This is a genomic window from Neptuniibacter pectenicola (assembly GCF_001597735.1).
Taxonomy (GTDB): domain Bacteria; phylum Pseudomonadota; class Gammaproteobacteria; order Pseudomonadales; family Balneatricaceae; genus Neptuniibacter; species Neptuniibacter pectenicola.
In genome coordinates this window covers 262,158-287,053 of sequence record NZ_LUTS01000001.1, presented here as the reverse complement: position 1 = coordinate 287,053, position 24,896 = coordinate 262,158, and the positions used below count along the sequence as shown (strand labels likewise).

Below are 24,896 nucleotides of genomic sequence, written 5' to 3'. Positions count from 1 at the left end.
ACGCGGTCTGCTTATGAATAAGATGACGAGGAGCAATACCGTGAACGATCATAAAATTAAGCTCGATATTGTATCCGATGTGGTGTGCCCTTGGTGCATCATTGGTTATAAGCATCTGGAAGCGGCTATCCAAGAGTTAGACTTACAGGATCAGGTTGAGATCGAGTGGCAGCCCTTTGAATTAAACCCTGATATGCCTGCGGAAGGTGAAAACCTGCGGGCACATGTACTGCGTAAATACGGTGCTAATCGTGAGGATAGCGATAAAGCACGTGCCAATATTAGCGCACTGGGTGCGGAGTACGGGTTTAAGTTTGACTATTTCGAAGAGATGAAAATGGTTAACACCCGTGATGCCCACCTTCTGTTAGATTTTGCGTATGAGCAAGGACTTCAGCACGCGTTAAAACAGCGTTTGTTTACCGCGTTTTTTACTGAGCACAAAGATATCTCAGATCGCGCCACTTTACTGGCTGAGGCGCTACGTGTTGGTTTAGATCCTACGGAAACCGAGAACGCTTTAGGTCATGCTGAGCGTCGTAACCGGCTTGTGCATCAGGAGATGCAGTGGCAGCAACAGGGGATTTCTGGCGTACCTACCGTCATCTTTAACCGAAGCAGTGTATTGACCGGTGCGCACCCACAAAGCACTTACAAAGAGGTGCTACAAGAGCTGGCAGGATTAGCGTAACAACGGCGAGCCCCTATGGATTTTTAGCTACCTGAATAAAGAATCACTAAGCCCGCGCTGACAACCATTGCGCCAATCAGGCGTTTCTTCCACTGCTCCTTTTCATGGAAGACAAAGATCGACAAGAGCACCGCTAAGATAATGCCTGTGTTGGTAAAAGACACAACATGAGCGGCAGGCATCAGCTGCATGGCGCTGACGACCAGCGCATAAGAGGTGCCTATACAGCAGCCGCCAAGCACAATGTAAAACAACGACGGGCGCTCAGCAGGGACCCAAATGTTACTTTCAACGCGTTGCACTAAGGTTAAGCTAATAAAAGCGCATAGATAACCGACAGTGATAAAGCCCAGTTGCTCAGAAAACCCTGGCAGATAGGTGACGGCCACTTTGTCACTTAATGAGTAAATACTCGTACCGAGTGCCGCGGCAAATGTCCAAGGCAGTGCTTTTTTAGTATCGCCTACCTTAGATGATGAACCAACAATCCACAGCCCCACTACACTGACAAGAATGGCAAACAGCTCGAAGGGGCTGTAAGTGTTGCCAAAAAACAGAAATGACCATAAGGCAATTAAGAGGGGAGAACTTCGCGCCAAAGGATAAACTAAAGAAACTGGGGCATAATGATAAGCGCGGCGTAAGGCGATAAAGTAAAAAGCATTAGCGCAGGAGGTGATCACAATCGCTGAGATAAGTGGCCCTTCCCACTGGGCGTTCCGGAACAGATGCCAAAGCGCAAACGGGCCAAGAATGACGCAATGGGATAACAACCCCCACCAAAGATAGTTCGCTTTTGGGTTTACATGTCGAGCTAACAGGTTCCATGTCACGTGCATAATCACTGACAGCCCAATTAACACATAAGGGTTATCCATTACTCCAAAAACTCATCCCTCGGCTATACTATTTTTTGTTTTCGACAGTATCATCCACTGCGTATTTTCAGCAATAGGCGAAAGTGACAGAATCCGGGTTATCCAAGCCTGCGCCGCTCCTCGTTCCCGCGCTGCAGTCGCTCTCACCTCGTTCCCACGCTCCGCGTGGTAATGCAGCTTCCTCGTTCCTCCGCGCGACCTCTCGTTCCCACGCTCCGCGTGGTAATGCAGTTGGAGATTGAGCTTGTGCAGTATTCCATCGGTGTACCCACGCAGGAATACAAGGCCCGAGAGGGAAGTACCCGCCCCCACGCAGGAGCATGGGGGCCAGCGTGGTGTGCTGCGTTTTTGCGCATAGCGCCTCGCTTTCACTCTCTGCTCCTCGTACCAGCGCCCTGCATGGTAATGATGCAGTCGCTCCCACCTCGTTTCTACGCTCCACCTCTCGTTCCTCCTCGTTCCCACGCTCCGCGTGGTAATGTAGTTGGAGATTAGTTAATGTACAGATGTGGATAGATGTACCCGCGCAGGAGCATGGGTAAAAGAATAAGCTCCCACGCATTGCGTGGTCATTAACAGGGAGGTTAATTAATGGGTAGAAGTCGTTACGTCTTTACCGCACCAGAACAGCCGCACTTTCTAACGCTAACCGTGTTGCACTGGTTACCAATTTTTACGCGTCCTGATGCGGTTGATATCATTTTTAATTCATTGCGCTACTTAATGGGTGAAGGCTTTAAGGTTTACGCCTATGTGATTTTAGAAAACCACTTACATCTTGTAGCGCAAAGCGATCAGCTAGATAAGGATATCGCACGTCTTAAATCATTTACGGCAAGGCAGTTGATCGCTTATCTACAAACCAAAAAAGCAAAAACTATTTTGGATCAGCTGGCGTTTTATAAAAAAGCGCATAAACGTGATCGTACTTATCAATTGTGGCAAGAGGGTGTGCATCCTGAGCTGATACAGAGTGAGGGGATGATGCGCCAGAAGATTGAGTATATTCATCATAATCCCGTTAAACGGGGCTATGTTGATGCACGCCGTGCATTGGCGCTATTCCAGTGCAAGAGACTATGCCGGAATGGTGGGACTGTTGGAGGTGTGTAAAGCGTGGTGAGGAAGCATGTGGGAGAGGGTGAAGGTTTCTACGCAGGAACTTAGCGTTCCCACACAGAGTGAACGTTCTCACGCAGAGCGAGCGTTCCCACGCAGAGCATGGGAACGAGGAGGAAAGTTTTTAGTGCTTAATGGGCGAAGATCTTATCGCCTTTTTGATCAATGAGGCTTTTCGCTTTTTGATGCGTCAGTGTTATACAGTTTTGCTTATCCGCAACACGGTCAATTAAGGTATAGCTACGGTGATTATTCTTTTTGCTGATGACTGCATGCAACCGGTACCGACCAAACTCTTCCTCTGGTAGGGCCGCAATGGTGTAGCCTTTATAGCGAATGGCGCCATCAGGCAGGGGTGAAAATAAAGACTTAATTGACCCGAGTAGACTCATAACGATGCTCCTATATTTTATTGTTTTCGACACTATGAGCATTGTTAGAGGAAAGTGGAATAGCTCCAGTACCAAATGATTATTTTTTGTACAGTTAGGTTGTAGACTTAAGTTGTAATTATATCGCTCCCACGCTCCGCGTGGTAATGCAGTGGGTCTCACCTCGTTTCCATGCTCCGCGTGGTAACGTAACCGGAGGTTGAGCTTGTGTATTATTCCATTGGTTTTCCGGAATGCGAAGCCAGAGTGGTAAATACCCATCCCACGCAGGAGTATGGGGGCTAGCGTGAGTCTTCAATGGTAAAAGCTGCTGCTTTTTTTGTGTGCTGTTATGTCCCTTTGTGCCATAAGCGGATATGGATATTATAATGTACTCACCTGTACAATCATTGTTATGAAACAATCAAATTTAATGTTGGAACTTCGTAGCTATAGCTCTGAAAATCATAGCCATCACCATGACTATCATCAGCTGGTTTTACCCGTTGTCGGTGGCTTATCTATGAGTGTAGGTTGTCAGGAAGGGGAAGTATCCTCTCAACAGATTGCGGTGATCGCTGCGGGTCAGGAGCATGGGTTTGCTGCACCTGATCAAAACCTTTTTGTGGTTGCTGATGTACCTGCAGTATTGACGCCAGAGTTAGATCGTTTACCTGCATTTATTAAGCTTGACGCCGCTCTGGTTCATTATGTCTCCTTTTTACACAATCAATTGAAGAAAGAGGGGGTTAGCCGGAGCACTGAAAGGCAGATGTTGTTATTACTTATACAGTTACTACATGAGCGCTTTGGTGAGGCCTTAAACCTAGATAGACGTATTGACGTTGCCCGTAACTACCTTGATAAACACTTTCACGAACGTGTGTCTCATACACAGTTAGCGGCTATTGCTAATCTGAGTGCTCGCCAACTGAGTGAGCTTTTTCGTCGCCAGTTGGGTATGACACCACAGCAATACCTTACAGAAAAACGGATGCAGCAAGCTTGGAGGCTCTTAGAGAGGGGGGAATTAAGTATTCAAAAAATCGCAGACCAAGTTGGTTATCGCAGTGCCGCTAGTTTTAGTGACCGTTTTCGTAAGCACTTTGATCACCCCCCGAGTTACTTTCGCCAGATCGGTAAATAATCCCGCCTAATCGGCAAAGATTCACTCCTGTTGAGACGATACAATTTCGTTTTTGATTATGAGTATTTTTTGTTGAGGTAGGTGTATGTCTAAGTTAATTAAAGCAACGTTTGTAGGTTCTATATCTATAGTCCTATGGGGTACATTGGCTTTATTTACTCGTCTCACTGATGGAGCTATTCCAGCATTTCAGATGATGGCGATGACATTTATCATCGCCTTTCTTCTTATGAGCCTAAAGTGGTTATATCAAGGGCATTTAGGCTTGCGCTATTTACGTCAGACACCTGTTGCATGGTTCGTGGGTGTAGGTGGGTATTTTGGGTATCATTTGTGTTATTTTGTGGCGATGAGTAATGCGCCTGCGGTCGAAGTGAGTTTACTGGCTTATTTATGGCCATTATTGATCGTTATCTTTGCTGCATTTTTACCTAACGAGAAACTTAAGGGGCAGCATATATGCGGTGCACTTATCGCCCTTATAGGCTGCTGGATACTGATTAGTAAAAACGATAGTGCTTTCAGTTCTGAATATATGAGTGGCTATTTGTTGGCACTGCTCTGTGCATTTATATGGTCTGGTTATTCAGTGATTAGTAGGGGTGTTAGGGAAGTGCCCACTGATGCTGTTGGTTGGTTTTGCTTAGTGACAGCTCTTTTAGCAATTGCCTGCCACCTTTTATGGGAAGATACCGTATGGTCGCTTAATACACGCCAATGGATGGGTGTAGTCGGGTTGGGCTTAGGCCCCGTTGGTATCGCATTTTTCACATGGGACTATGGCATTAAACATGGGAATATTCAGTTATTAGGCGTACTTGCTTATGCCGCACCTTTAATCTCAGTTTTGTTATTAATTATATCCGGTGAAGCAGAGCCTAGTTGGGCTGCGCTATGGGCTTGTATTGCTATCGTATGTGGTTCCGCATTGGCAGGTATTCGCCGAAACAGTGAGAGGTGATAAGACGTAATCCACTAAGAGAAGCGGGTTAATCGTCAAGGTGTTAAATAATGCTTGAAAAGTGCTTACTTCATCAGCCCTGAGGCCCGTTTTGTCATTTCAACGCTATTGTAAACCGACAATGTAGGCTTACAATAAAGATTGTGATAAGTATACCGTGAAGCTTTATTTCAATAAAAGTTGATAAATTCTTACTATATTTACACAATTTATTTGGAAGGCTATTGTTGAAAAGTAGCCTTAATTCATGAGGTTTTCCAAATAGCTTAGAGTACCTTTCAAAGAAGGACATAAAGGCTACATTGGTGACGACATTATTGCCACCTTCCACCTGAATCAGTTGGGTCAAATCAAGCAAAGTTCTCTATTGACGCCCCTAAGTATGTAAAAATACTCAGATAGACACTGAAGGTTATAAAATATTTAGGTCGCTCACTTAACGCACAGCACAATTAAGAAGAATACCCATCGCTTCAGCCTTACTCCTATCAGCCCTTAGCCCATCAGCAGTGTTGGTAGAAAGCAGTAATCAGGCTCAGGAAACGAAAAGAGCCATAGGTAAAACCATATGACTCTTTTTTGCTTTCAAAACCAGTAACAAGAAAGCGCAACAACTTGGTTAGACCTCCCATTTCTTTAACTATGAGGTCTGACTAATGTTTTAGAATATCCCTGTTACTAGGAGTTAAGTTGGAATTCCTTCCTTTAAAAAATTAGAGATCCATGCTTAGTAATTCATCAAGATATTCATCCACTTGATGTATCATCTGTTCGTCAGTACCAAAAAGGCCAAGGTGTCCATCAATGGATATTATCGGTCGCAATTCACTTCCTGGAATCATTTGCTGTTCAGTACGGCAATCATCTACAGTGAAGAACATATCATGACTGATTGGCATTACATACGTTTTGGCTTTGATCCTGCCAAGCGCAGCGGGAAGGTCACCTGCTGTATGACGACTGACATCACCTCTTTGCCATTTCCAAATCATTCTAAGTAGATTGTTCGGATCCATTTGCGCGAAGTATTCAATCATGAAATCATTAACAAAGCCCCTGATGTTGGCGTGCCCAAGATCTTTATGCCTCTTTTTAGCAAAAAAATCAGTGCTCCACCCCATCACTGTCCACAGTTTTGCATGGCGTTCTAAACCTTCAGCCACTTCGGAGCCGAGATTGTAAAAACCATCCTTAAAGTTAGGATCTGATTCGATGGCTTCAATCAACGTTTCTGCAAAGATGAAGTCATGTTCTGTGTTTTTAGCTGTTCCAGCCAAAGACGCTGCACGTTTCACAAAATCAGGATAGCGAACGGCCCATTCATAGCTTTGTTGAGCTCCCATGGAACCACCAAAGACTAAAGAAAGGCTCTCTAAACCATAGTGCTCTGTTAGAAGCCTATGTTGAGCTCTGACATCGTCCCCTATGCGCACAAGTGGGAATCGTGCCCCTTTTAAACTCCCGGAAAAGTTACTTGGGGACGTTGAAAGACCATTACCTATTTGATTGACAATAATGATGAAATATTCAGACGGGTCTAAAGCTCTCCCTTCCCCGATGTACACCTGTTCCATAATCTTATTGGTACCTGAATACCAAGTAGGAATAAGAATAGCGTTATTTTTTTCAGGGTTAAGCTCTCCGAATGTGGCTACAGCAAGCATACAATTTGGAATATTACCGCCTTCCTCAAGTTGTAAATCACCGATATTTATTAATTCATAAGGACCATGGATTTCTTGAGTGTAATAAATACTCATATCAAGCACCTACTTTAGATAGAGGATGTAAAAACCGTTAATCTATTTTGAATCCTGGATAGCCTTTTTCAGCAATTTCATCGCATCTATTATGATAATCGCCAACACCACCAATGTATGACAATAATCGGCGAGGTTTACCTTCTACATTGGATCCCATGTACCATGAGTCTGTTTTTACAACCAACGTTTTTGAAGCCACTTCATCGTGATGCTTGACCCATGCATTTTCTACTTCTTTGGATACTTCTATTGTTTTCTTACCGTTTTTTAGTGCAAAATCTATACAATTTGTGATCCAGTCAACTTGATACTGAAGACAAGTTGTCATATTGCAGAGCGCAGCTGATGGAGCAAGAGGCGCGCCTGTTGTAAATAGGTTTGGGTACCCATGTACTTGGAGGCCCATTGCCGTGGTAATTTCTTGCTGCCATTGATCTTTCAATGAACGGTTATCTCGACCTCGAAAATCAATACGACTAAGAGCGCCTGAACCTGCATCAAAACCGGTCGCTAAAATAATCACATCGAATTCATGAATAGTTCCATCTTCAGTTTTGATACCTTCAGGAACAAATTCTTGGATGGGAGTAGTTCTGCAATCTACTGGCTCTACATTATCTTGTAGGTAGACTTCAAGGTAGTTCGATTCTAATGGAACACGGTGAGTACCGAAGGTGTAATCATTTTTCGTTGGAATTAAAAGGTTACAAAGTTTTTCATCATTTCCTAAGCGTTGACGCATTTTATTTCGTACGAATTCTGAGACTTCTTCAGCAATATCTTCATCAAAGAAAATTTCTGAGTAACTAGCTAACCATAATGAAAGTGAGCCTTCTTCCCAATGTTTCTCAAGGACAGCGAGTCTCTCTTCTTCAGTAGATTCATGCCATGGTTTTGCTGTGAAATCATAGTCAAAACCGGCAAAAGAGTTCATTACTTTGTCTTTTGTCTCATCATAACGTTCACACCAATAGGCCCAGTCTTGTTCAGAATATTTTGGGTTTTTCATTGGAATAGCGTATTGAGGAGTTCGACAAAAAACTTTCATCGAGCTAACTTCTGGAGCTATTGTCTGAATTACCTGTATACCTGTAGCTCCTGTACCAATTACAGCTACGCGTTTTCCAGTTAAACTTTTCGCGTCTTTCGGCCATTTTCCGGTTAGATATGTTTCGCCTTGGAACGTTTCTTGGCCCTTAAAGCGGTTTTCGATTGGAGCTGACAGCATGCCGCAGCAAGCAAGTAAAAACTGAGTATTGATTAGCTCTCCCGAATCAGTAACTACATTCCATCTATTAGTCTCTTCGTCATAGTGAGCAGACTTAATACGAGTACTGAATTGGATGTCTTTTTTCAGTTCGTGACGGTCGGCAACATAATTTAGCCATTCTTCAGTTTCAGGTTGAGCAGGGAAACGCTCGCTGGGTTTCCAAGACTTATACATCTCTTCATCAAACCAGTATTGATAGATCTCTGCTTGAGAATCAAAACGAGCACCTGGGTAGCGATTCCAATACCAGGTACCTCCTACACCGGTTGCTGTTTCGTAAGCACGTACCTTTAGGCCCATTTTTCTTAAATTATAAAGTTGGTACATACCCGCAACACCAGCACCAATCACCATTGCATCTAATACAGTTACTTTATCAGCTGCTGCATTCATATAGATTCTCCATTTTTATGATTATTTAGAGCTTTGTAAAAATAATATTGGTTGAAATAACAGTTATGAATATATAAGTTGCCCACAGAATGGTCTTGAATAAAAAAATGTTTCTTTTGAATCAATAAGTGATGTCTGGGAGTAAAAAGATGGCGGACCAAGAATTCGGAGAAAACCTAAAACTTAGCCCACCATAAGTCAAACAACTAAGTGTATAATTGCTTGTAGAGAGGAGTACAAATCTTGCTGATGAAAATTGTTAATTAGAGATTTAAGTGACTTAAGAGTATTCTTTCTGGGGAGAAAGAATAAAATTTACTAAATAACTAATATCTCTAATTCGACATGAGAACCCTCCCCCTAAAAAAGGGTGGCAGGCCAAGCAGTCGGGGGCGACCGAAAAGCCCAGCCCACCATAACAAAAAAACTTAAAATCTAAGTAAAATTTTTATGTAGAAGGTTTCTAATGTCGAAAGAATTCTACCTTTTATGCGGATCAAATAATTGAAAATTTCTTTGTTTTCTTTGAATTAATTTTAGTTGTTATGATGGCTTAGGAATGTTTTGTTTGGCAGTTATTTAGTTTCTATTAATAAAGTTTATAAGGTTTTTGTTTTATACTGTCCTAAATTAGATGCTGTACTTTTTAGTTAGTTGTATTGCCACTTAAAAGTGGTGAGCTAAAAGGCTGAGGGGTACTGAACAAATTAGCTCGCCAAAAACGTGTCACCTGCCTAGCTTAAAATGAATCTTCACATTTTTCTATAAAAGAGGATACGTATGAAGTTCACGATTACAAGGTGCTTCAAAAAGAAAGGAATAGATTGTTGATTTTTTGGTTTTTTGAATGTTTTTTGTTCGATTTGCTCTATAGGCTATATTTTTTTACTTTCTGATAAAGTGTGCTTTTTGCTATGCCCAGTAATTTTGCTGCTTTGGTCATATTTCCATTATTCGTTTTTATCGCTATTGCAATATTGGTTTTTTCTGCGTCTTCCAGGCTAATAAGTTTTTCATTTTCAGGGAGTAATTGTTTAATGATTTTTAAATCAGTATGAATGATGTTCTCGTCTTCTATGTATTCTGGAGGGAGGTCAGTTGTCATTAATACATTTCCAGTTGACATAAAAACCATATATTCAAGAACATTAGAAAGTTCCCTAATGTTACCAGGCCATGGGAGTGACTGTAATTTTTCGAGGAGTTCATCAGAAACAAACTTTCGGTCAGTTTTATATTCAAAGCTAATCCGATACAAAATTGATTCAATTAACCCGGGTATTTCTTCCTTCCGTTCGGAGAGTGGATTGAGTTTGAGTACGATATTGGCGATTCTATAATATAGATCTTTTCGGAAGCGGCCTTCAGCAACGGCTTGCTTTAAATCAATATTGGTAGCTGCTATGAGTTTGAATTTTACAGGTCTGGGTTTCGTTTCGCCTACGCGATAAATTTCCATTTCTTGCAGTACTCGCAAGAATACTGGTTGTATTTCTAATGGCATTTCTCCAATTTCATCAAGAAAAAGAATACCTCCATTGGCAGCTTCAATTTTGCCAGCCATACCGCCTTTTTTTGCGCCAGTAAATGCGCCTTCGATATACCCGAATAATTCCCCATTGAGTAAATCTTTAGAAAAAGCTCCACAATTTAAGGCTACAAAAGGGGCATCCGGTCTGGCGTATTCAGCGTGAACAGCTTTCGCAACATATTCCTTACCTGACCCAGTATCTCCAAGTAATAAAATCGGCAAAGGTGATTTAGCCGCTAATTTTACTTTATCGTTATCGAGTGATGATCCTAGATTAAGGGCGCTGACATCGGATGAATCACTAGATCTTGAAACGTTTTTTTCTGTATGAGTATATTTGTGGGAAGCTTTAGCTATTGTGTCGCTACCTGGTAGGTGGACTTTGAAACCTAACAATTCACTTTTACGTTTAGGGTCTGCGATTGGCTGAATCCAACTATCCATTGAAGAATTAAATGAAAGAGATTCAAGTTCTCTTTCCTCACCACCATATCTTTCCAGATTCAACCGGAATCTCTTATTATTTTTATACTGAGGAATAAAGCTTCTTAAAAGCTCTTCGTCGTTGGTATTTGAGCTGATAAATCGGCCCTGCTTGTCGAAGAGAAGGAAATCATCAGCGCTGTTTAATTTGGTATCTGCAAGAATAGCTTCTTCAATTTTTGCCCAGCGTAGAGTATTTAATGCCTCAAGTTCAGCCTGAATAGTGTTGGCCCACGAAACAACCAAAGGGAGGTGAAAACGGTCAAAGTTTGCGGATAAACCTGATATATCAATCACCCCAATTCGTTGTTTATCATAAGGGTCATAAATACAAGCTGCGGTACAACTCCAAGGTTTAAAACCCTCGCAAAAGTGCTCTTGGCCATGTACTTGAGTGGGAAGGTTGGATTCTATTGCTGTTCCTACCGCATTGGATCCAGAGAATATTTCTTGCCAGCCGCTTCCTGGTAGCAAACTGATATCTCTTGCACTATCTAATGTTCTTGGATCGCCAACAATCTCGATGTTAAGTGCGTTTCTGTCGGTAATAAATAAAACGGTTTCTAAATCGTTAAGCAGTACTTTTGCCAGATCAATTGTGGACTGAGAGCAGAGAAGTAAGTCGCGGTTTTGAATTCGGGTTAAATCTAAGGCCTCCTGAGAGGCTACAATTGGAGCAAGTTTAGTCGACGGGTTGACACCATTAGATTGGCAACGCTCCCAAGAATTAATAATACTGCTTCTTACCTTAATGGGTTCAGATTTCTCAACACCACAGAGAAACCTATCCCAAGCCTGATCAATTTCTTTTTGAGAAAAGACCGCAGGATTAGTGTAGTTTGCTGCGTACTTCTGATGACTGCGTGCCACTTATTTAATCTCTTTTTATTTTTGTTGAGGTAATCATGTGAGGTCACTTCTAGCCAGAAATGTAAGCTTTGATTCAAACCGCTAATTTCACAAATTCTCATTAGCGCTAACAATAAATCGTTTTAACATCCTTGTAGTTGATTGCGTATGAGTAGGCGATCTTAAACAAAATAGCTACGTAACTGAATCGCCGTTATCTTTTTTATTCCATAATACCTCAGTATGGTGTTCTTTAAGGCTATTTCAAGAGTAGCATATTTGTATTATTCAATATGATTGTTTGTATTAAACCTATTGGTTGGTTCTTAAGTTTTATAGCCTGTATTTCTATCTTTTACAATAGCTACCCCTCTGGATGAATTGTCCACAAAAGTATGCGTTCGATAATAAAACGTTGCGTTTGATTATCGAACGAAACAGGTTTTTTTTTATTTTATTGCTTTGAATATATTCAATAAAAACAAGTAGATATAAGTTTGTTTGTTTGTTGGCATAGTAATTGTATGTTCACCTGTTGCTGATGGCCGTGAATGCATATGCATTCCTGAGGTCTGGCAGACAAAGTCTTAATTTGTATAAACATAACAAATATAAAATGTAGGCAGTCATGGTGAAAAATAATCAAAAAAAAGCCAGTGTTTTTCTGGTAAGCGCAGGGCTGTTGCTTAGCGTAGCAACGCATGCAAGTGATGATTACAGTGTCAACTTTAGTGGATACGTTCGTGCACAAGCTTCTATGTTTCTTGAAGACCAGGACGAAACCTCAGGAAATGATGAGGGTGATCTGGGAATGGCAAGAACATCCTTACAGTTAGAGATGGATGCTCAAACTGGAGATGTATTCTGGAAGGCTATCGGACGAATCGATAAAGAGCATCAGACAAGTTATCTCGATGATCTTGAGAGAATGACTCGGCTTCAGTCTCCGGGTGGTTTTTCTACAACCCAAGATTATATGGATCAGTACGATACGGATAGTTTTGGTGATTTCCTACGTGAGTTTTACGTAGATTTTGCTTTGAACGATCGTGTAGACGTACGGTTAGGGAAACAACAATTGGTTTGGGGGGAAAGTGATTTCTTCCAGGCCCTGGACTTGGTTCACGGGTTTGATTACAGGAAGCGACTTTTTTTCGAAAATAATGAAGACTGGCGTAAGCCCCTGATTCTGGCAAATTTTAATGTCGATATTCCTGAACTGGACGGCAATTTAAATTTCTACGTTAGACCGGGGTGGGACCGTGCTGAAGATATGGGAAGTAATTTCAATATTGAAGGCGGTCGCTGGATACCTCATCCATATCGAGGCGTAGATTTCACTGCATTTACTGACTACAACGAAGATAATCCGAACGGTGACTGGGATGACCCTACCTTTGGTCTGCGTTGGAATGGTACAGCAGGCTCAATTGGTTACTCATTTGCTTACTTAAAAACCTTTAACCCTCAACCGATCATAAACCCTGCGGTCAATTCTGCAGTGCCAGATGCGTTTGGTGTAACGTCTATGCAGTCTTACGGTGAGCTTGCAAAGAATCAGGTTCTTGGTGACTGGGTGTTCCCTGAAATAGATGTATTTGGCTTTACAGCGAATACATATAGCCAAAGCATTGATTCTACACTGAGTGCTGAATTCGCATTTATTCCTGACAAACCATATAACTATGGTGCTCTGCAATCATCATTACCTGGTTGGGCTGGGGTAAAAGAAAAAGATACTTTGGTCACTATGGTGCGCTTAGATAAAGAATTAGATTTATCTAGCTGGCTTGGTACCAATCGTCCTTCGCTTACAAGTATCCAGCTGTTTGATACCTGGATTGTCGATTATGACGAAAATGATGAAATCGTAGAATTTGCTTCTTTCGGAGCGAAAAAGAAAGAACATACAACCTACCTAACCTTCTTCACTTTACTCAATTTCAACCGCGACACAATTAATCCGTCTTTAGTGCTGGGTACCGACCTTAGTAATGGCGGTGGATTTGCTATTCCTGCTGTTGAAATGGTCTTTGGCGATGATTGGCGATTCAAAGGTGAAGCTAACCTCTGGTGGACAGATGGTGATCAGAAACATGTTGCTGCTGGAGATGTGCCAAGTAGAAACCCACTGGGTGCTCTTGAAAACTCAGCTTCATTCTTCGATTGGTTCGGTGACGATAACCAGTTGACCTTCACGTTAACTCGCCAATTCTAATTATACGAGGCTAAAAATTATGAATATTGGATATTTGAAGAAAATATCTCAGGCTGTTTTATTGTGTTGGGCTGTTGTTGGAACAGCGCAAGCGGCCGAACTACCTGCAGGTACTGTAATTTCTAAAGCTAACTTTGACACGGTAAAAGATACGCTGTTTGAAGGAAAGCGTGTAGGCGACATGATCCCCGAAAGGCTTGAGTGGATGATTAAAGAACGTGGTTTAACCATGAAAATCCGTCACTCTGAAAAAATTGAAATGGATTCCAAATATATGGAAGCCACACAACAGGGTAAAGGCAAGGTGAAATTTGATCCTGCTACAAGGCAGGTGTCAGGTTGGACCTCTGGTATGTTCTTTGATCCGCAGGATATTGATCCAAATGATCCTCATGCGGGTGATAAATTGATCTGGAACCTGCGATCTCCAACTTATGGTGCAACCATGGATCTGCGTGATATTTCATTTGTCTTTATCGATGGTGAAGAAGGTGTTGAGCGTGTTCAGCGTTGGTGGTCACGCCGCTATTACATGGAAGGCCGCTTAGATGGTGGTCCGGTCCAGGAGGGTGATGGCGACATTATGCAGAAAACCATTCTAGTTGCTCAAAGTCCTCAAGACATCAAAGGCCTGGGAACTTTTTCTATTCGGTACAATGACCCGAGTTCTGCCAAGCCAGATGATACATGGGCGTATTTAAAATCGGTTAGACGTGCAAGACGACTGACGGGTAGTGCTTGGATGGACCCTATCGGCGGCACAGTGCAGCTCTATGATGATTGGGATATCTGGGATGCAATTCCTACTAAATATAAATCTACCAAGTTGGTTGATACACGTTGGGTCTTTGCAATTGCGCACAGTCCAGAGCTGAGTGTTGATAAGAGTAAGGAAGGATCTCATGCAGAGTTTCCAAGTGTAGGATTGGGTGAAAAACCTTTCTATTACCCAGCCAAGCATATCGAGTGGGAACCTCGAGAAGTTTATGTAATCGAGGGCACACCGCCAGAAGGTCACCCGTATAGCAAAAAAGTTGTGTATATGGAGAAAGACTGGCCTCGTCCTTACCTAGGTGAAGCTTATGACCAAAATGGGAAATTCTGGAAATTTTTTATATTCCAGAACAGACCTGACATTGGTGATGATGGCTACAAGGCTGTAATGCCAGTGGTTGGACACGTAATTGATTACAAAGCTAATTTCTCGACTACTTGGTCTTCAAATATGAAGTCTAACCCTGCGGGAGTAGAAGAGAACGATGTCAGCTTGAAGCAATTGCTCAAAATTGCGAGATAAATAAAAGAAGTATTTCCTCTAATTTGCTGCTAGGTGGTGATTAATTCACTGCTTAGCAGGTTTTCTCCTGGTTTTAGTATGTCGAATAATAATTACAAATGTGATTTATCACAGAAAAATAAATTTAGTGTTAGTAAAACGGTTATTTCAACCATACCTTGGCTGATAGTTAGCGGTTTATTGTGGGCAGGGGTTTTTGTTAAACCAACTGTCACAATTGAGAAAGTTGAAAAGCCAGCTATCGAACCAAGAGATAATATATATGGAGTTGATGTCGTAGATAGTGAAAATATCTGGTTGGTAGGGAGCTACGGAAAAATTTTGCGATCAAATGATTCCGGTTCTACCTGGCGTGTTCAAAAAACTAATGTTGTAAATCATTTTCAAGATGTATCAGCTTGGGATAACAATAAAGCAGTTTTGGTAGGTAATTCAGGGGTTGTTTTCATAACAGAGGATTCTGGAGAAACCTGGAGGGAAGTTATTGTTCCTAAAAATGACGTTGCAAATAAATTACTCCGCGTTCATACATATATTAATGGTGAAGCTTGGTCAGTTGGTGAGTTTGGTACGATCCTTAGAACAAGAGATTATGGGCATTCCTGGGAAAAAATGCGTGAAGATGAAGATGTTATCTTAAATGACATTATTAAAATTAATGATAGTAAAGTTATTGCTGTAGGTGAGTTTGGAGCAATTTTAATAAGTGATAATGATGGTGCCTCATGGGACTTAGTTGAACTCGATTTTGATATTGAAAGCAGCTTAATGGCTATAGAATTCAAAGACCAATTCAATGGGGTGGCCGTAGGTTTGGATGGCTTAATCATCACAACCGAAGATGGTGGCACAACTTGGAAAAGAGGAATAACTAGTGGGGAAAAAACCTCTGAACACTTAATGGATATAATTTGGGATGAAAGTAGGGATGTTTGGTTCTCTGTCGGAAATAAAGGTGCCTGGGTCGAAATTGATAGTAGCCTAGAAAACCTGAAAAGCGGCATCTTCGATAAGATGGATTTGTCTTGGCATACGGAAATTAATCAAGTTGATGGGGAATATGTTGCAGTTGGGGCAAATGTTGGAAAATTTAGCCCGAAATATAACAAATTCGTTGAGTTAAGTGATAAGTTGGTTTGGTGATCACTATGGAAAAGTTTGCGCTAGCGTGTATAAATAAAAGAAAAATCGTATTAGCTCTTGTATGTTTTTTTACACTACTTTTGTCATACCCTGCATTTAATATTGATGTAAAAACTATTTTCGAAGACCTTCAGCCAACATCTCATAAATATATTAAAACCCACGAGGAGTTTAAAAATACTTTTGGTGGTACAAACATCATTACCTTTATGGTTGTAGCGAAAGATGATGATATTTTTAATCTCAATGTTTTGGAGAAAGTTCAGGGTATTACACAAGGACTTTTGAAAATTGATGCTATTAATGAATTCCAGATTTATTCATTGGCTGGTAAAAAGCTTAAGGAAGTTAAAGCATCAACCGAGGGTATAGAAAGTAGGCCTTATATGTGGCCAAATCTTCCCCAGTCTGAAAAAGAAATTAACGAACTCAAGCAAGCAATTCTTAAAAATCCGTTGGTTTACGGCCCTTATGTATCTAAGGATTTGAAGGCTACGCTGATTACAGTCGACTTCTTTGATGATCTTCTGAATTATAATCTAGCTTTTGATCAGGCATATGAACTGGCTAAACAATTTGAAGATGATTCTGTTGAAGTAAGTGTAGTTGGTAACCCTATCCTCTATGGGTGGGTGAACCACTACCTACCTGAAACGATGAATTTAGTATTGCTAGCATTATCTATTTTTCTAGTCCTACTGTTCATTATCAATCGTACATGGCGGGGTACACTTTTACCTCTTATTTCTGGAGCTGTTAGCGCAATTTGGGCATTAGGTATTTCGCAACTGTGTGGAATTCACTTTGATCCCTTGGTGGTTGTAATTGCAATGTTGATCACTGCGAGAGCAGTCTCGCATTCAGTGCAAATGATTACCCGGTTTCACGAAGAAATTGATCTGTTAGGCAATAATCTGTGTTCAAAAATTGCGGCACGCCTTACTCTTAAAGATCTCCTTCGTCCTGGATTGCTTGGCATTGCGACAGATGCAGGTTGTGTGGCGGTGGTAGCGATTAGTCCCATCCCTTTGTTGCAAAAGTTAGTTATATTAGCGGTTGTGTGGGTATCTACTGTAGCTGTAAGTGCAGTGATACTGACACCTGTTTTGCTCTCATGGGTCAAAAAACCAAACTCTTATGCTCATGGTTTAAATTTGGATGTGATTTTAATTCGTCCGGTTCTTAATCTTTGTGTGAAAGTTGTTGAAACAAGAGCGCGTTATGCAGTGGTTTTTATAGCTGTGACATTATTCATGGTTTGCGGTTATTACTCTCTCGGATTGAAAGTGGGTGACGCAAATCCCGGTAGCCCAATCTTATGGCCTGAATCAGAGTACAACGAAGATTCAGCGAAGATAAACAAAAAATTCCCCGGTGCTGATCGAATGTTCGTTGTCGTGGGAGGAGAAAGAGAGAATCAAGTTAAAGAAGTTGAAGTACTTAACACTATGCTACGTTTCCAAACACACATGGAAGCGCAGCCTCAGATAGGCGGAACTTTATCAATTGCTGATATTCTACCTGAAGTTAATAAAACCCTTCGTGAGGGTAATACTCGTTATCACGAACTAGGTGAAAATACATTAGTGAATGGTGAGCTGATGTATATGTTTGAGAATGCGGCTGAGCCTGGTGATCTTGACCGGTTTGTTGATACGGAACGCCGAAATGCCTCTGTTACTTTGTTCTTTACAGATCGTAAAGGGGAGACAATTCAGACTGCGATCGCGAGAATTAACCAATTTATCACAGACAATCCTCTAGTTAATCAGGCCCAGATACATTTGGCTGGTGGAGTTATTGGTGTAATAGCTGCTGTAAATGAAGTCATTTTGTCAGGGCAAATTCAATCAATTGCTTTGGCTCTGTTTATTCTGGTCATTATGTGTATTGCGGTATATCGCTCCAGCATTGCCGGTATGTTCTTTATGGCACCTGTTATTCTGTCGAATTTGGTTACATTTGCATTTATGTCTTGGCAGGGAATAGGGATGAATATCAATACGGTCCCTGTAGCTGCACTAGGCATCGGTTTAGGGGTAGATTACGCTCTCTACATCTGTGATCGAATTAAAAGTGAATATGAAAAAGGACATTCGTACATAGAATCAATTTCTACTTCTATTCATTGTGCTGGTAGAGGGGTTTTGGTTACTGCGCTTGTACTCATTGCAAGTGTATGTGTTTGGTTTTATTCATCATTACGCTTTCAGGCGGAAATGGGGCTCTTGATAGGAATTTGGCTATCAGTGTCTGCACTGAGTGCTTTGTTCTTAATGCCAGCTTTGGCTTATATTTTTAAACCAAAATTTATTTTTAGCGAAGAGAAAAGGCGGTCTGCCTTATAGGCCGCTCTTTCTTATGATGTAGGTAATCAAGGTCTAAGAATAATAGAATTTTAAGGATGACCTTAATCTATTGTTTTTTTATTAATCACAAATAATGACCTCCAGAGGTTGTGATATGAATAATATAATTAAGCCCCAAGAGCTTCCAGAATGGGTTCCAGGTAGATTATTAAGTTCAAGTGAAAATTTAGGGTGGGAAGGTATTTCCCATCGGGCCTACCATTATAGAGGTCAGGATGTTCCCATCCCTCCAATTGATCACTACATGATTGTTAAATACACAAATGCTCATACCCCAATGCAAAGGTGCTTTGATGGTAAATGGACAAAAAAAACATGCTCATCAGGTGATATTTCGTTACTGACCACGCTATCGGATTCTCATTGGTATTGGACTCAAGATATTGATGTATCTCATGTCTACATCACTAATGAGCTCATGTCTAAAGTTGCTTGTGAGGTTTTAGATAGGCCAATTAAAGATGTTTTCCTTCATGATGAATTACAGCTTCATGATCCTGTATTGTTAAATCTGGTTGACTCAGTTCAGAACGAGGCTGCTGCAGGAAGTATGGGTGGAACTTTATATGCGGAGTCACTAGCGATTCAGCTAGCAGTTCATTTACTTCGGAATTATGCGAATGTGATAGTCAAAGAATGTTCGTTAGCCAACCTGCTTTCCAATCATCAAAAAAGGTTATTAATCGATTACATAAATAGCCATATACACGTTAAATTTAGAGTTGAAGATTTAGCAAATTTACTAGGTATGGGGTTATGGACTTTTACCAAAAAATTCAGTGAATCTTTCAGCTGCACACCGCACTCTTTTATTACTTCGTTACGTGTAGAAAAAGCAAAAAAAATGTTAATGGAAGGAAATTATGCTATCAAAGAAGTTGCCTATGGCTGCGGATTTTCAGATCAAGCGCATCTAACGCGTGTGGTTCGAGCGAGTCTTGGGGTAACACCAGGTCAGCTTAAGAGGTCAGCTTAGCGATTTATGTGGATCAATGTGCTGTGCTTGAAATTTGAACAGGTATATTTCGTAGCTTTTAGAGGTTAATTTGCTAATTGACGTTGATAAATATCCCATCACATAATTTCTCTCGGTAACATATTTAGCTGCTGTAAACGAAAAACGGGCCCTGAGGCCCGTTTTGTCATTTCAACGCCAGTGTAAATACTTCCCTAGTTTAACCGGAGATGTTTTCACAATCTTTATTGAAATTCACAATCTTTAATATCGATTCACAATCTTTATTGTAAACCGACAACGGTGTATTACTCAGCGTAATCCTCTACCGGAAGACATGAGCAAAATAGGTTGCGGTCGCCGTATACGTTGTCGATACGGTTAACGGTTGGCCAGATTTTGCTGTCTTTTAGGCGTTTAACAGGGAAGGCGGCTTGAGCCACGCTGTAGGGACGATCCCAGTTTGGGTCGATGAGGTCTTCCAGTGTATGGGGCGCATGTTTTAGCGGGTTATTCTCCGCGTCCATTGTGCCATCTTGCACTTGGCTGATCTCTTCGCGAATGGTGACCATCGCTTCGATGAAACGATCCAACTCTGCTTTAGATTCAGATTCGGTCGGCTCGATCATGAGTGTGCCCGCAACAGGAAACGACATGGTCGGCGCATGGAAGCCAAAGTCCATTAGACGCTTAGATACATCTTCTTCGGTAATGCCGGAAAGCTCTTTTAGTGGGCGCATATCGATGATGCACTCGTGGGCAACCCGACCATTACGGCCAGCGTAGAGAACGGGGTAGTGCTCACCTAGTTTTTTCGCTAAGTAGTTAGCGTTTAGGATGGCGTTTTCGGTTGCAGCGCGTAGGCCTTTAGCGCCCATCAGTGCAATATAAACCCATGAGATCGGCAGAATGGAGGCGCTACCCCAAGGAGCTGCGGATACTGCACCGTTTTCAGGGTTAGGCCCTTCGATCGGTTGTATTGGGTGGTTTGCTACAAAAGGAGCAAGGTGCGCTTTAATACCGATTGGCCCCATACCTGGGCCACCGCCACCGTGTGGAATACAGAATGTTTTGTGCAAGTTCATATGGGAGACATCGGCACCAATGGCTGCAGGCTGGCTGACTGCCACCTGTGCGTTTAGGTTAGCGCCGTCCATGTAAACTTGTCCGCCGTTCTCATGGATGATGTCGCATATCTCACAAATACTTTCCTCATACACACCGTGGGTGGATGGGTAGGTAATCATGAGGCAGGCAAGGTCATCTTTATGCTGCTCGGCTTTGGCACGCATGTCTGCAACATCAACATTACCTTGATCGTCACAGCTAACCAGTACGACTTTCATATCCGCAAGGGCCGCAGACGCAGGGTTTGTGCCGTGAGCAGAGGTTGGGATTAAGCAGATGTTGCGGTGGTGATCGCCATTTGATTGATGATATTTTCGAATTGCTAAGAGGCCCGCATACTCCCCTTGAGCACCGGAGTTAGGCTGCATGCAGATAGCATCGAACCCTGTAATCGCTTTTAGCTGATCTTCCAGTTCATCAATCAGTTGTTTATAGCCCTGCGCCTGATCAATCGGTGCAAAAGGGTGCAGTTGGCCAAACTCAGGCCACGTCACTGGGATCATCTCTGCAGTTGCGTTGAGTTTCATAGTGCATGAACCTAACGCTATCATGCTGTGCGTGAGGGAGATGTCTTTGTTTTCCAGTTTCTTAAGGTAGCGCAGCATCTCAGTTTCACTGTGATAGCTGTTGAAAACGGGGTGCTGAAGAATGGCTGATTCACGTACGAGCGCAGCAGGTATAGAGTCAGAGCCATTGGCGGTTAGATCGGCATCTATTGCTTCAATATAAAGCCCATGCCCTTCACCTAAAATGCAGTTCCATAAGATATTGATAATCTCACGGTTCGTGCATTCGTCGCAGGTCATGCCTAGTTGAGTGTTGCTAATTTTGCGTAGATTAATACCGGCATCAAGGGCTGTTTGATAGATCGCTTCTGCGTTGTCTACTTCCAATGTGAGGGTATCAAACCAGCTGTTATTTAACAGCTTAACGCCTTTGGATTGTAGGCCTTTAGCGAGAATGTCGGTTAGACGGTGGATACGGCCAGCAATGGTTTTAAGACCGTCTGGGCCGTGGTAAACCGCATAAAAAGAGGCCATGTTGGCTAGCAGTACTTGTGCAGTACAGATGTTTGACGTGGCTTTTTCGCGGCGGATATGTTGCTCACGGGTTTGCATCGCCATACGTAGGGCTTTATTACCACGGGCATCGATAGACACACCAATAATACGGCCGGGTACGGAACGTTTGTAAGCATCACGGGTAGCAAAGTAAGCCGCATGTGGGCCACCGTATCCCATAGGTACACCAAAACGTTGGGCACAACCAAACACTACGTCAGCACCGAGTTCGCCAGGTGATTTAAGCAGGACTAAGCTCATGATGTCTGCGGCTGCACAGAACAGCGCTTTCTTCGCGTGTACTTTTTCAACCAATGCTGAGTAATCGTTGATATCGCCAGTTGTGCCCGGGTATTGAACTAATACACCAAAAAACTCATGTTGATCGACCAGTTCGGCGACATCACCTACAACCACGTCATAACCGAGTGGTTCGGCACGGGTTTGTATAACGCTGATGTTTTGTGGGTGTACGTTTTTGTCGACGAGGAAGGTGTTTGCCTTTTTCGCTTTTGACATACGTTTACACAGTGTCATCGCTTCAGCGGCAGCGGTTGCTTCATCAAGCAGTGAGGCGTTCGCTAGATCTAAACCTGTGAGGTCAAGAATCATGGTTTGGAAGTTAAGGATCGCTTCTAAACGGCCTTGGGATACTTCCGGCTGGTAGGGTGTATAAGCGGTATACCAGCCTGGGTTTTCTAATACATTACGCAGAATGACATTAGGCACGATGGTATCGGTGTAACCCATACCTATCATCGATGTGTTGATCTTGTTTTTTTGCGCAACCGATTTAAGGTAAGCCAGCACTTCGTCTTCAGTACGGCTATCATCTAAGGCAATAGGTGAGGTTACTTGAATCGATTCAGGGACTGTTTGTGTTATCAACTGATCAAGATCAGCTACACCTAGTTCGTCCAGCATAGCCTGTTGTTCTGCGGCAGAGGGGCCAATATGACGTGCGATGAACGCATCTTTTTGCTCCAGCGTAGAGAGTGGAGTCTGATTCTGTAACGGCATCGTGTAATTACCTGTAATCAGTTGCTAATGTAGTTAGAAAAAGTGCTCAAAATTTGGGCTAATCATACCTGTTTTTTTCTTTTCTTGTGAGTGGTAAACAGCAAAAGTTTACTTTAGGAAACTTTTTTCCCTGATTTGGAACACGCGCGCGGGGTGAAAAATAAATCGCCTTTATCTGCGACACTGTGTCACATCCCTTTTTAACCAGCCTTCCATTAGAATTCGCGTAATTTAGTCTTATCTAATGAAGGTGATTGTGTGAAAAAGAAAGCTTTAGCGTTGTGCGTGGCCGCGTCTGTTTCTCAGTTGGCTCAAGCGGGTCATGATTCTGATCAAAATATGGTTATTGAGATCAACCAAGGGCTACCTTCATTAGAAACAACGGTGAGTAAATCTACGTCGGGTGTTCAAGCGTCTCCTGTCTCTGATGGGGGGGAGTTACTGCGTAGTGTGAGTGGAGTCTCTGCGGTTCGAATGGGTGGGCGCGCATTGGACCCTGTGATTCGTGGTCAGAAAGAGACTCAACTCAATATCTTATTGGATGGTGGCTATATTCATGGGGGCTGTCCTAACCGTATGGATCCGCCAACGGCTTATACCTCGGTTGATAGCTATGATCGTGTAACGGTCATTAAAGGCAATCGCACCGTGATTTATGGTGGCGGTGGATCTGGGGGAACGGTCTTGTTTGAACGCGACTGGCCGATGATCGATGAAAAAGGCTATAACGCTGATATATCGGGTAGCTACCGTGGTAATGGTGAGCAGTGGGAGCTAGGTGCAGATATTAAAGCAGGTAACGATGATGGTTATATCCGCTTTATTGCCCATGAAGGCGAGTCTGAAAACTATGATGATGGCGCGGGCAATGAGGTCGATTCTAAGTATGATAGCCAATCCAATGCGATTTTGGCGGGGATTCGTTTAGGCGAAAACACCATGCTACAGGCGAGCTTTGAAAAAGCCAATGAGGAAGATGTCCTGTTCCCCGGTGCTCAAATGAACAGCCCTTATGCGGATGCAGAAAACTCCCGTCTTAAATTAGAGCATCAATTTACTCAAGGTGCGTTGCGTAGTTTAAAAGTAGAAGCGTATAAATCGGATGTTATCCATTTAATGGACAACAGTATGATGAGCTCGCCTTCAACCTCTGATACCGAAGGTATGCGTATTGTTTTAGATGCCAATGCGGCTGATATTGATTGGACCTTTGGTGCCGATATGCAAAATAATGATCGGACAGCCATTGCGTATATGAATATGAACGGCATGGCTGCGTTTAGTCAGTGGCCGGGAGTATCCATCGACCAAACCGGTATCTTTGTTGAAGGTGAAAAGGCCCTTACACGTGATGATGTCCTTAAAGCCGGTATGCGTTATGACCGCGTTGAAGCATCGGCCTCTAGAGCGGGTGAAACCTTTGGTATGGCAACGCCAGCGTCGCAATATACGGCAGTGAACGGTACGACTGAGACCGATAGTGATGAGAATAACGTAGGTGGTTTTGCGTCATGGACGCATCGTCTTAATGAGCAGTATACGATTGAGACAACCTTCTCCCGTAGTGTCCGTACGGCGGATGCAACAGAGCGTTATGTGGCTAAAACTGGCGCGACCCCTTGGATCGGTAATCCTCAGTTAGCACCGGAAAAACACCATCAATTAGAAGCCGTATTGGCCAGTGATCAAGGTGATTTGAACTGGACATTGACCGGTTGGTATAACCGTGTTGATGATTACATTCTGCGGTTTAAATCAGGTGGTACCGAGCAGTATAAAAACGTTGATGCCACCCTGTACGGTTTAGAAGCTGGACTGTCTTATAAATTAACAGAGACTTTGCAGTTTGGTTCCTCGCTGGCTTGGCTTGAGGGTGAGAATACAAGTGATGATACCAACTTGTCGCGTATCTCTCCGCTTGAGTTAAACACCTCTCTGGATTATCAGAAGCAGCAGTGGAAAGCGGGCATTGAGTGGAAACTGGTTGCGCAGCAAAATGATGTTTGTTTAAGCAGTGATGCCTGCGGTGGCCAAGATGTTCGTAAGACACCGGGTTATGGCTTAGTTAACCTGCACGGTGAGTATGCTGCGAGTAATGGCTTTGTGGTTGCGATGGGTGTCGATAATCTGTTTGATAAAGATTATACCCTGCATGAGAGCCGTGATTATGTGTTAGACAGTGCGCCAATACAGGTGGCAGAGCCCGGCCAAAATATCTGGATCAAGCTTAGCGCACACTTTTAATCGAT

At 42.6% G+C, this 24,896-nt stretch carries 16 protein-coding genes; 10 read left to right on the top strand and 6 right to left on the bottom strand.

All coding sequences use genetic code 11. The features are described 5' to 3' along the window. Positions 1-40 precede the first annotated feature (40 nt). A complete protein-coding gene (locus tag A3773_RS01295; RefSeq protein WP_197462700.1) occupies positions 41-691 on the top strand; it encodes a DsbA family oxidoreductase in 651 nt (216 codons plus the stop codon). A gap of 23 nt (positions 692-714) precedes the next feature. Here A3773_RS01295 and A3773_RS01290 read toward each other — a convergent pair whose 3' ends face one another. Further along, positions 715-1,569, bottom strand: a complete 855-nt coding sequence (locus A3773_RS01290; protein WP_067981976.1) for an EamA family transporter — start codon at positions 1,567-1,569, stop codon at positions 715-717. Positions 1,570-2,160: 591 nt separating this feature from the next. On the opposite strand from A3773_RS01290, the gene A3773_RS01280 reads away from it, so the two are divergent. Next, complete coding sequence (locus A3773_RS01280; protein WP_197462699.1) at positions 2,161-2,682, top strand: REP-associated tyrosine transposase; 522 nt, start codon at positions 2,161-2,163, stop codon at positions 2,680-2,682. Between the two features lie 137 nt (positions 2,683-2,819). Here A3773_RS01280 and A3773_RS17930 read toward each other — a convergent pair whose 3' ends face one another. Beyond that, positions 2,820-3,080: an HlyU family transcriptional regulator gene (locus A3773_RS17930; RefSeq protein ID WP_067981972.1), complete on the bottom strand. Its 261-nt coding sequence runs from the start codon at positions 3,078-3,080 to the stop codon at positions 2,820-2,822. A 394-nt stretch (positions 3,081-3,474) separates the two neighbouring features. On the opposite strand from A3773_RS17930, the gene A3773_RS01270 reads away from it, so the two are divergent. Both A3773_RS01270 and yddG read left to right on the top strand, forming a co-directional pair. Beyond that, on the top strand, positions 3,475-4,206 hold the full coding sequence (locus A3773_RS01270; RefSeq protein WP_067981970.1) for an AraC family transcriptional regulator: 732 nt from the start codon (positions 3,475-3,477) through the stop codon (positions 4,204-4,206). Positions 4,207-4,291: 85 nt separating this feature from the next. Next, on the top strand, positions 4,292-5,167 hold the full coding sequence (yddG, locus tag A3773_RS01265) for an aromatic amino acid exporter YddG (RefSeq protein WP_067981968.1): 876 nt from the start codon (positions 4,292-4,294) through the stop codon (positions 5,165-5,167). A gap of 713 nt (positions 5,168-5,880) precedes the next feature. Here yddG and A3773_RS01260 read toward each other — a convergent pair. The 3 genes from A3773_RS01260 to A3773_RS01250 all read right to left on the bottom strand — a co-directional run bounded on the left by A3773_RS01260 (position 5,881) and on the right by A3773_RS01250 (position 11,477). Beyond that, complete coding sequence (locus A3773_RS01260) at positions 5,881-6,927, bottom strand: alpha/beta fold hydrolase (protein ID WP_067981965.1); 1,047 nt, start codon at positions 6,925-6,927, stop codon at positions 5,881-5,883. Positions 6,928-6,964: 37 nt separating this feature from the next. Further along, entirely contained in the window at positions 6,965-8,593 is a 1,629-nt protein-coding gene (locus A3773_RS01255; protein ID WP_067981963.1) for a flavin-containing monooxygenase, read from the bottom strand. Between the two features lie 868 nt (positions 8,594-9,461). After that, complete coding sequence (locus tag A3773_RS01250; RefSeq protein WP_067981962.1) at positions 9,462-11,477, bottom strand: sigma-54-dependent Fis family transcriptional regulator; 2,016 nt, start codon at positions 11,475-11,477, stop codon at positions 9,462-9,464. Between the two features lie 607 nt (positions 11,478-12,084). On the opposite strand from A3773_RS01250, the gene A3773_RS01245 reads away from it, so the two are divergent. The 5 genes from A3773_RS01245 to A3773_RS01225 all read left to right on the top strand — a co-directional run bounded on the left by A3773_RS01245 (position 12,085) and on the right by A3773_RS01225 (position 19,459). After that, positions 12,085-13,674, top strand: a complete 1,590-nt coding sequence (locus A3773_RS01245; protein WP_067981960.1) for a DUF1302 family protein — start codon at positions 12,085-12,087, stop codon at positions 13,672-13,674. A 19-nt stretch (positions 13,675-13,693) separates the two neighbouring features. Beyond that, on the top strand, positions 13,694-14,971 hold the full coding sequence (locus tag A3773_RS01240; protein ID WP_067981957.1) for a DUF1329 domain-containing protein: 1,278 nt from the start codon (positions 13,694-13,696) through the stop codon (positions 14,969-14,971). A 78-nt stretch (positions 14,972-15,049) separates the two neighbouring features. Further along, on the top strand, positions 15,050-16,114 hold the full coding sequence (locus A3773_RS01235; RefSeq protein ID WP_067981955.1) for a WD40/YVTN/BNR-like repeat-containing protein: 1,065 nt from the start codon (positions 15,050-15,052) through the stop codon (positions 16,112-16,114). A 5-nt stretch (positions 16,115-16,119) separates the two neighbouring features. Next, positions 16,120-18,462 (top strand): efflux RND transporter permease subunit, encoded by a 2,343-nt coding sequence (locus A3773_RS01230; protein ID WP_067981952.1) that lies wholly within the window; start codon positions 16,120-16,122, stop codon positions 18,460-18,462. A 115-nt stretch (positions 18,463-18,577) separates the two neighbouring features. After that, a complete protein-coding gene (locus A3773_RS01225) occupies positions 18,578-19,459 on the top strand; it encodes a helix-turn-helix domain-containing protein (protein WP_067981949.1) in 882 nt (293 codons plus the stop codon). Positions 19,460-19,746: 287 nt separating this feature from the next. Here A3773_RS01225 and gcvP read toward each other — a convergent pair whose 3' ends face one another. Then, positions 19,747-22,647 carry an aminomethyl-transferring glycine dehydrogenase gene (gene gcvP, locus A3773_RS01220; protein WP_067981947.1) on the bottom strand — a complete coding sequence of 967 codons (2,901 nt, stop codon included), beginning with the start codon at positions 22,645-22,647 and terminating at the stop codon, positions 19,747-19,749. A gap of 258 nt (positions 22,648-22,905) precedes the next feature. On the opposite strand from gcvP, the gene A3773_RS01215 reads away from it, so the two are divergent. Next, positions 22,906-24,891 (top strand): TonB-dependent copper receptor, encoded by a 1,986-nt coding sequence (locus tag A3773_RS01215; protein ID WP_067981945.1) that lies wholly within the window; start codon positions 22,906-22,908, stop codon positions 24,889-24,891. Positions 24,892-24,896 lie beyond the last annotated feature (5 nt).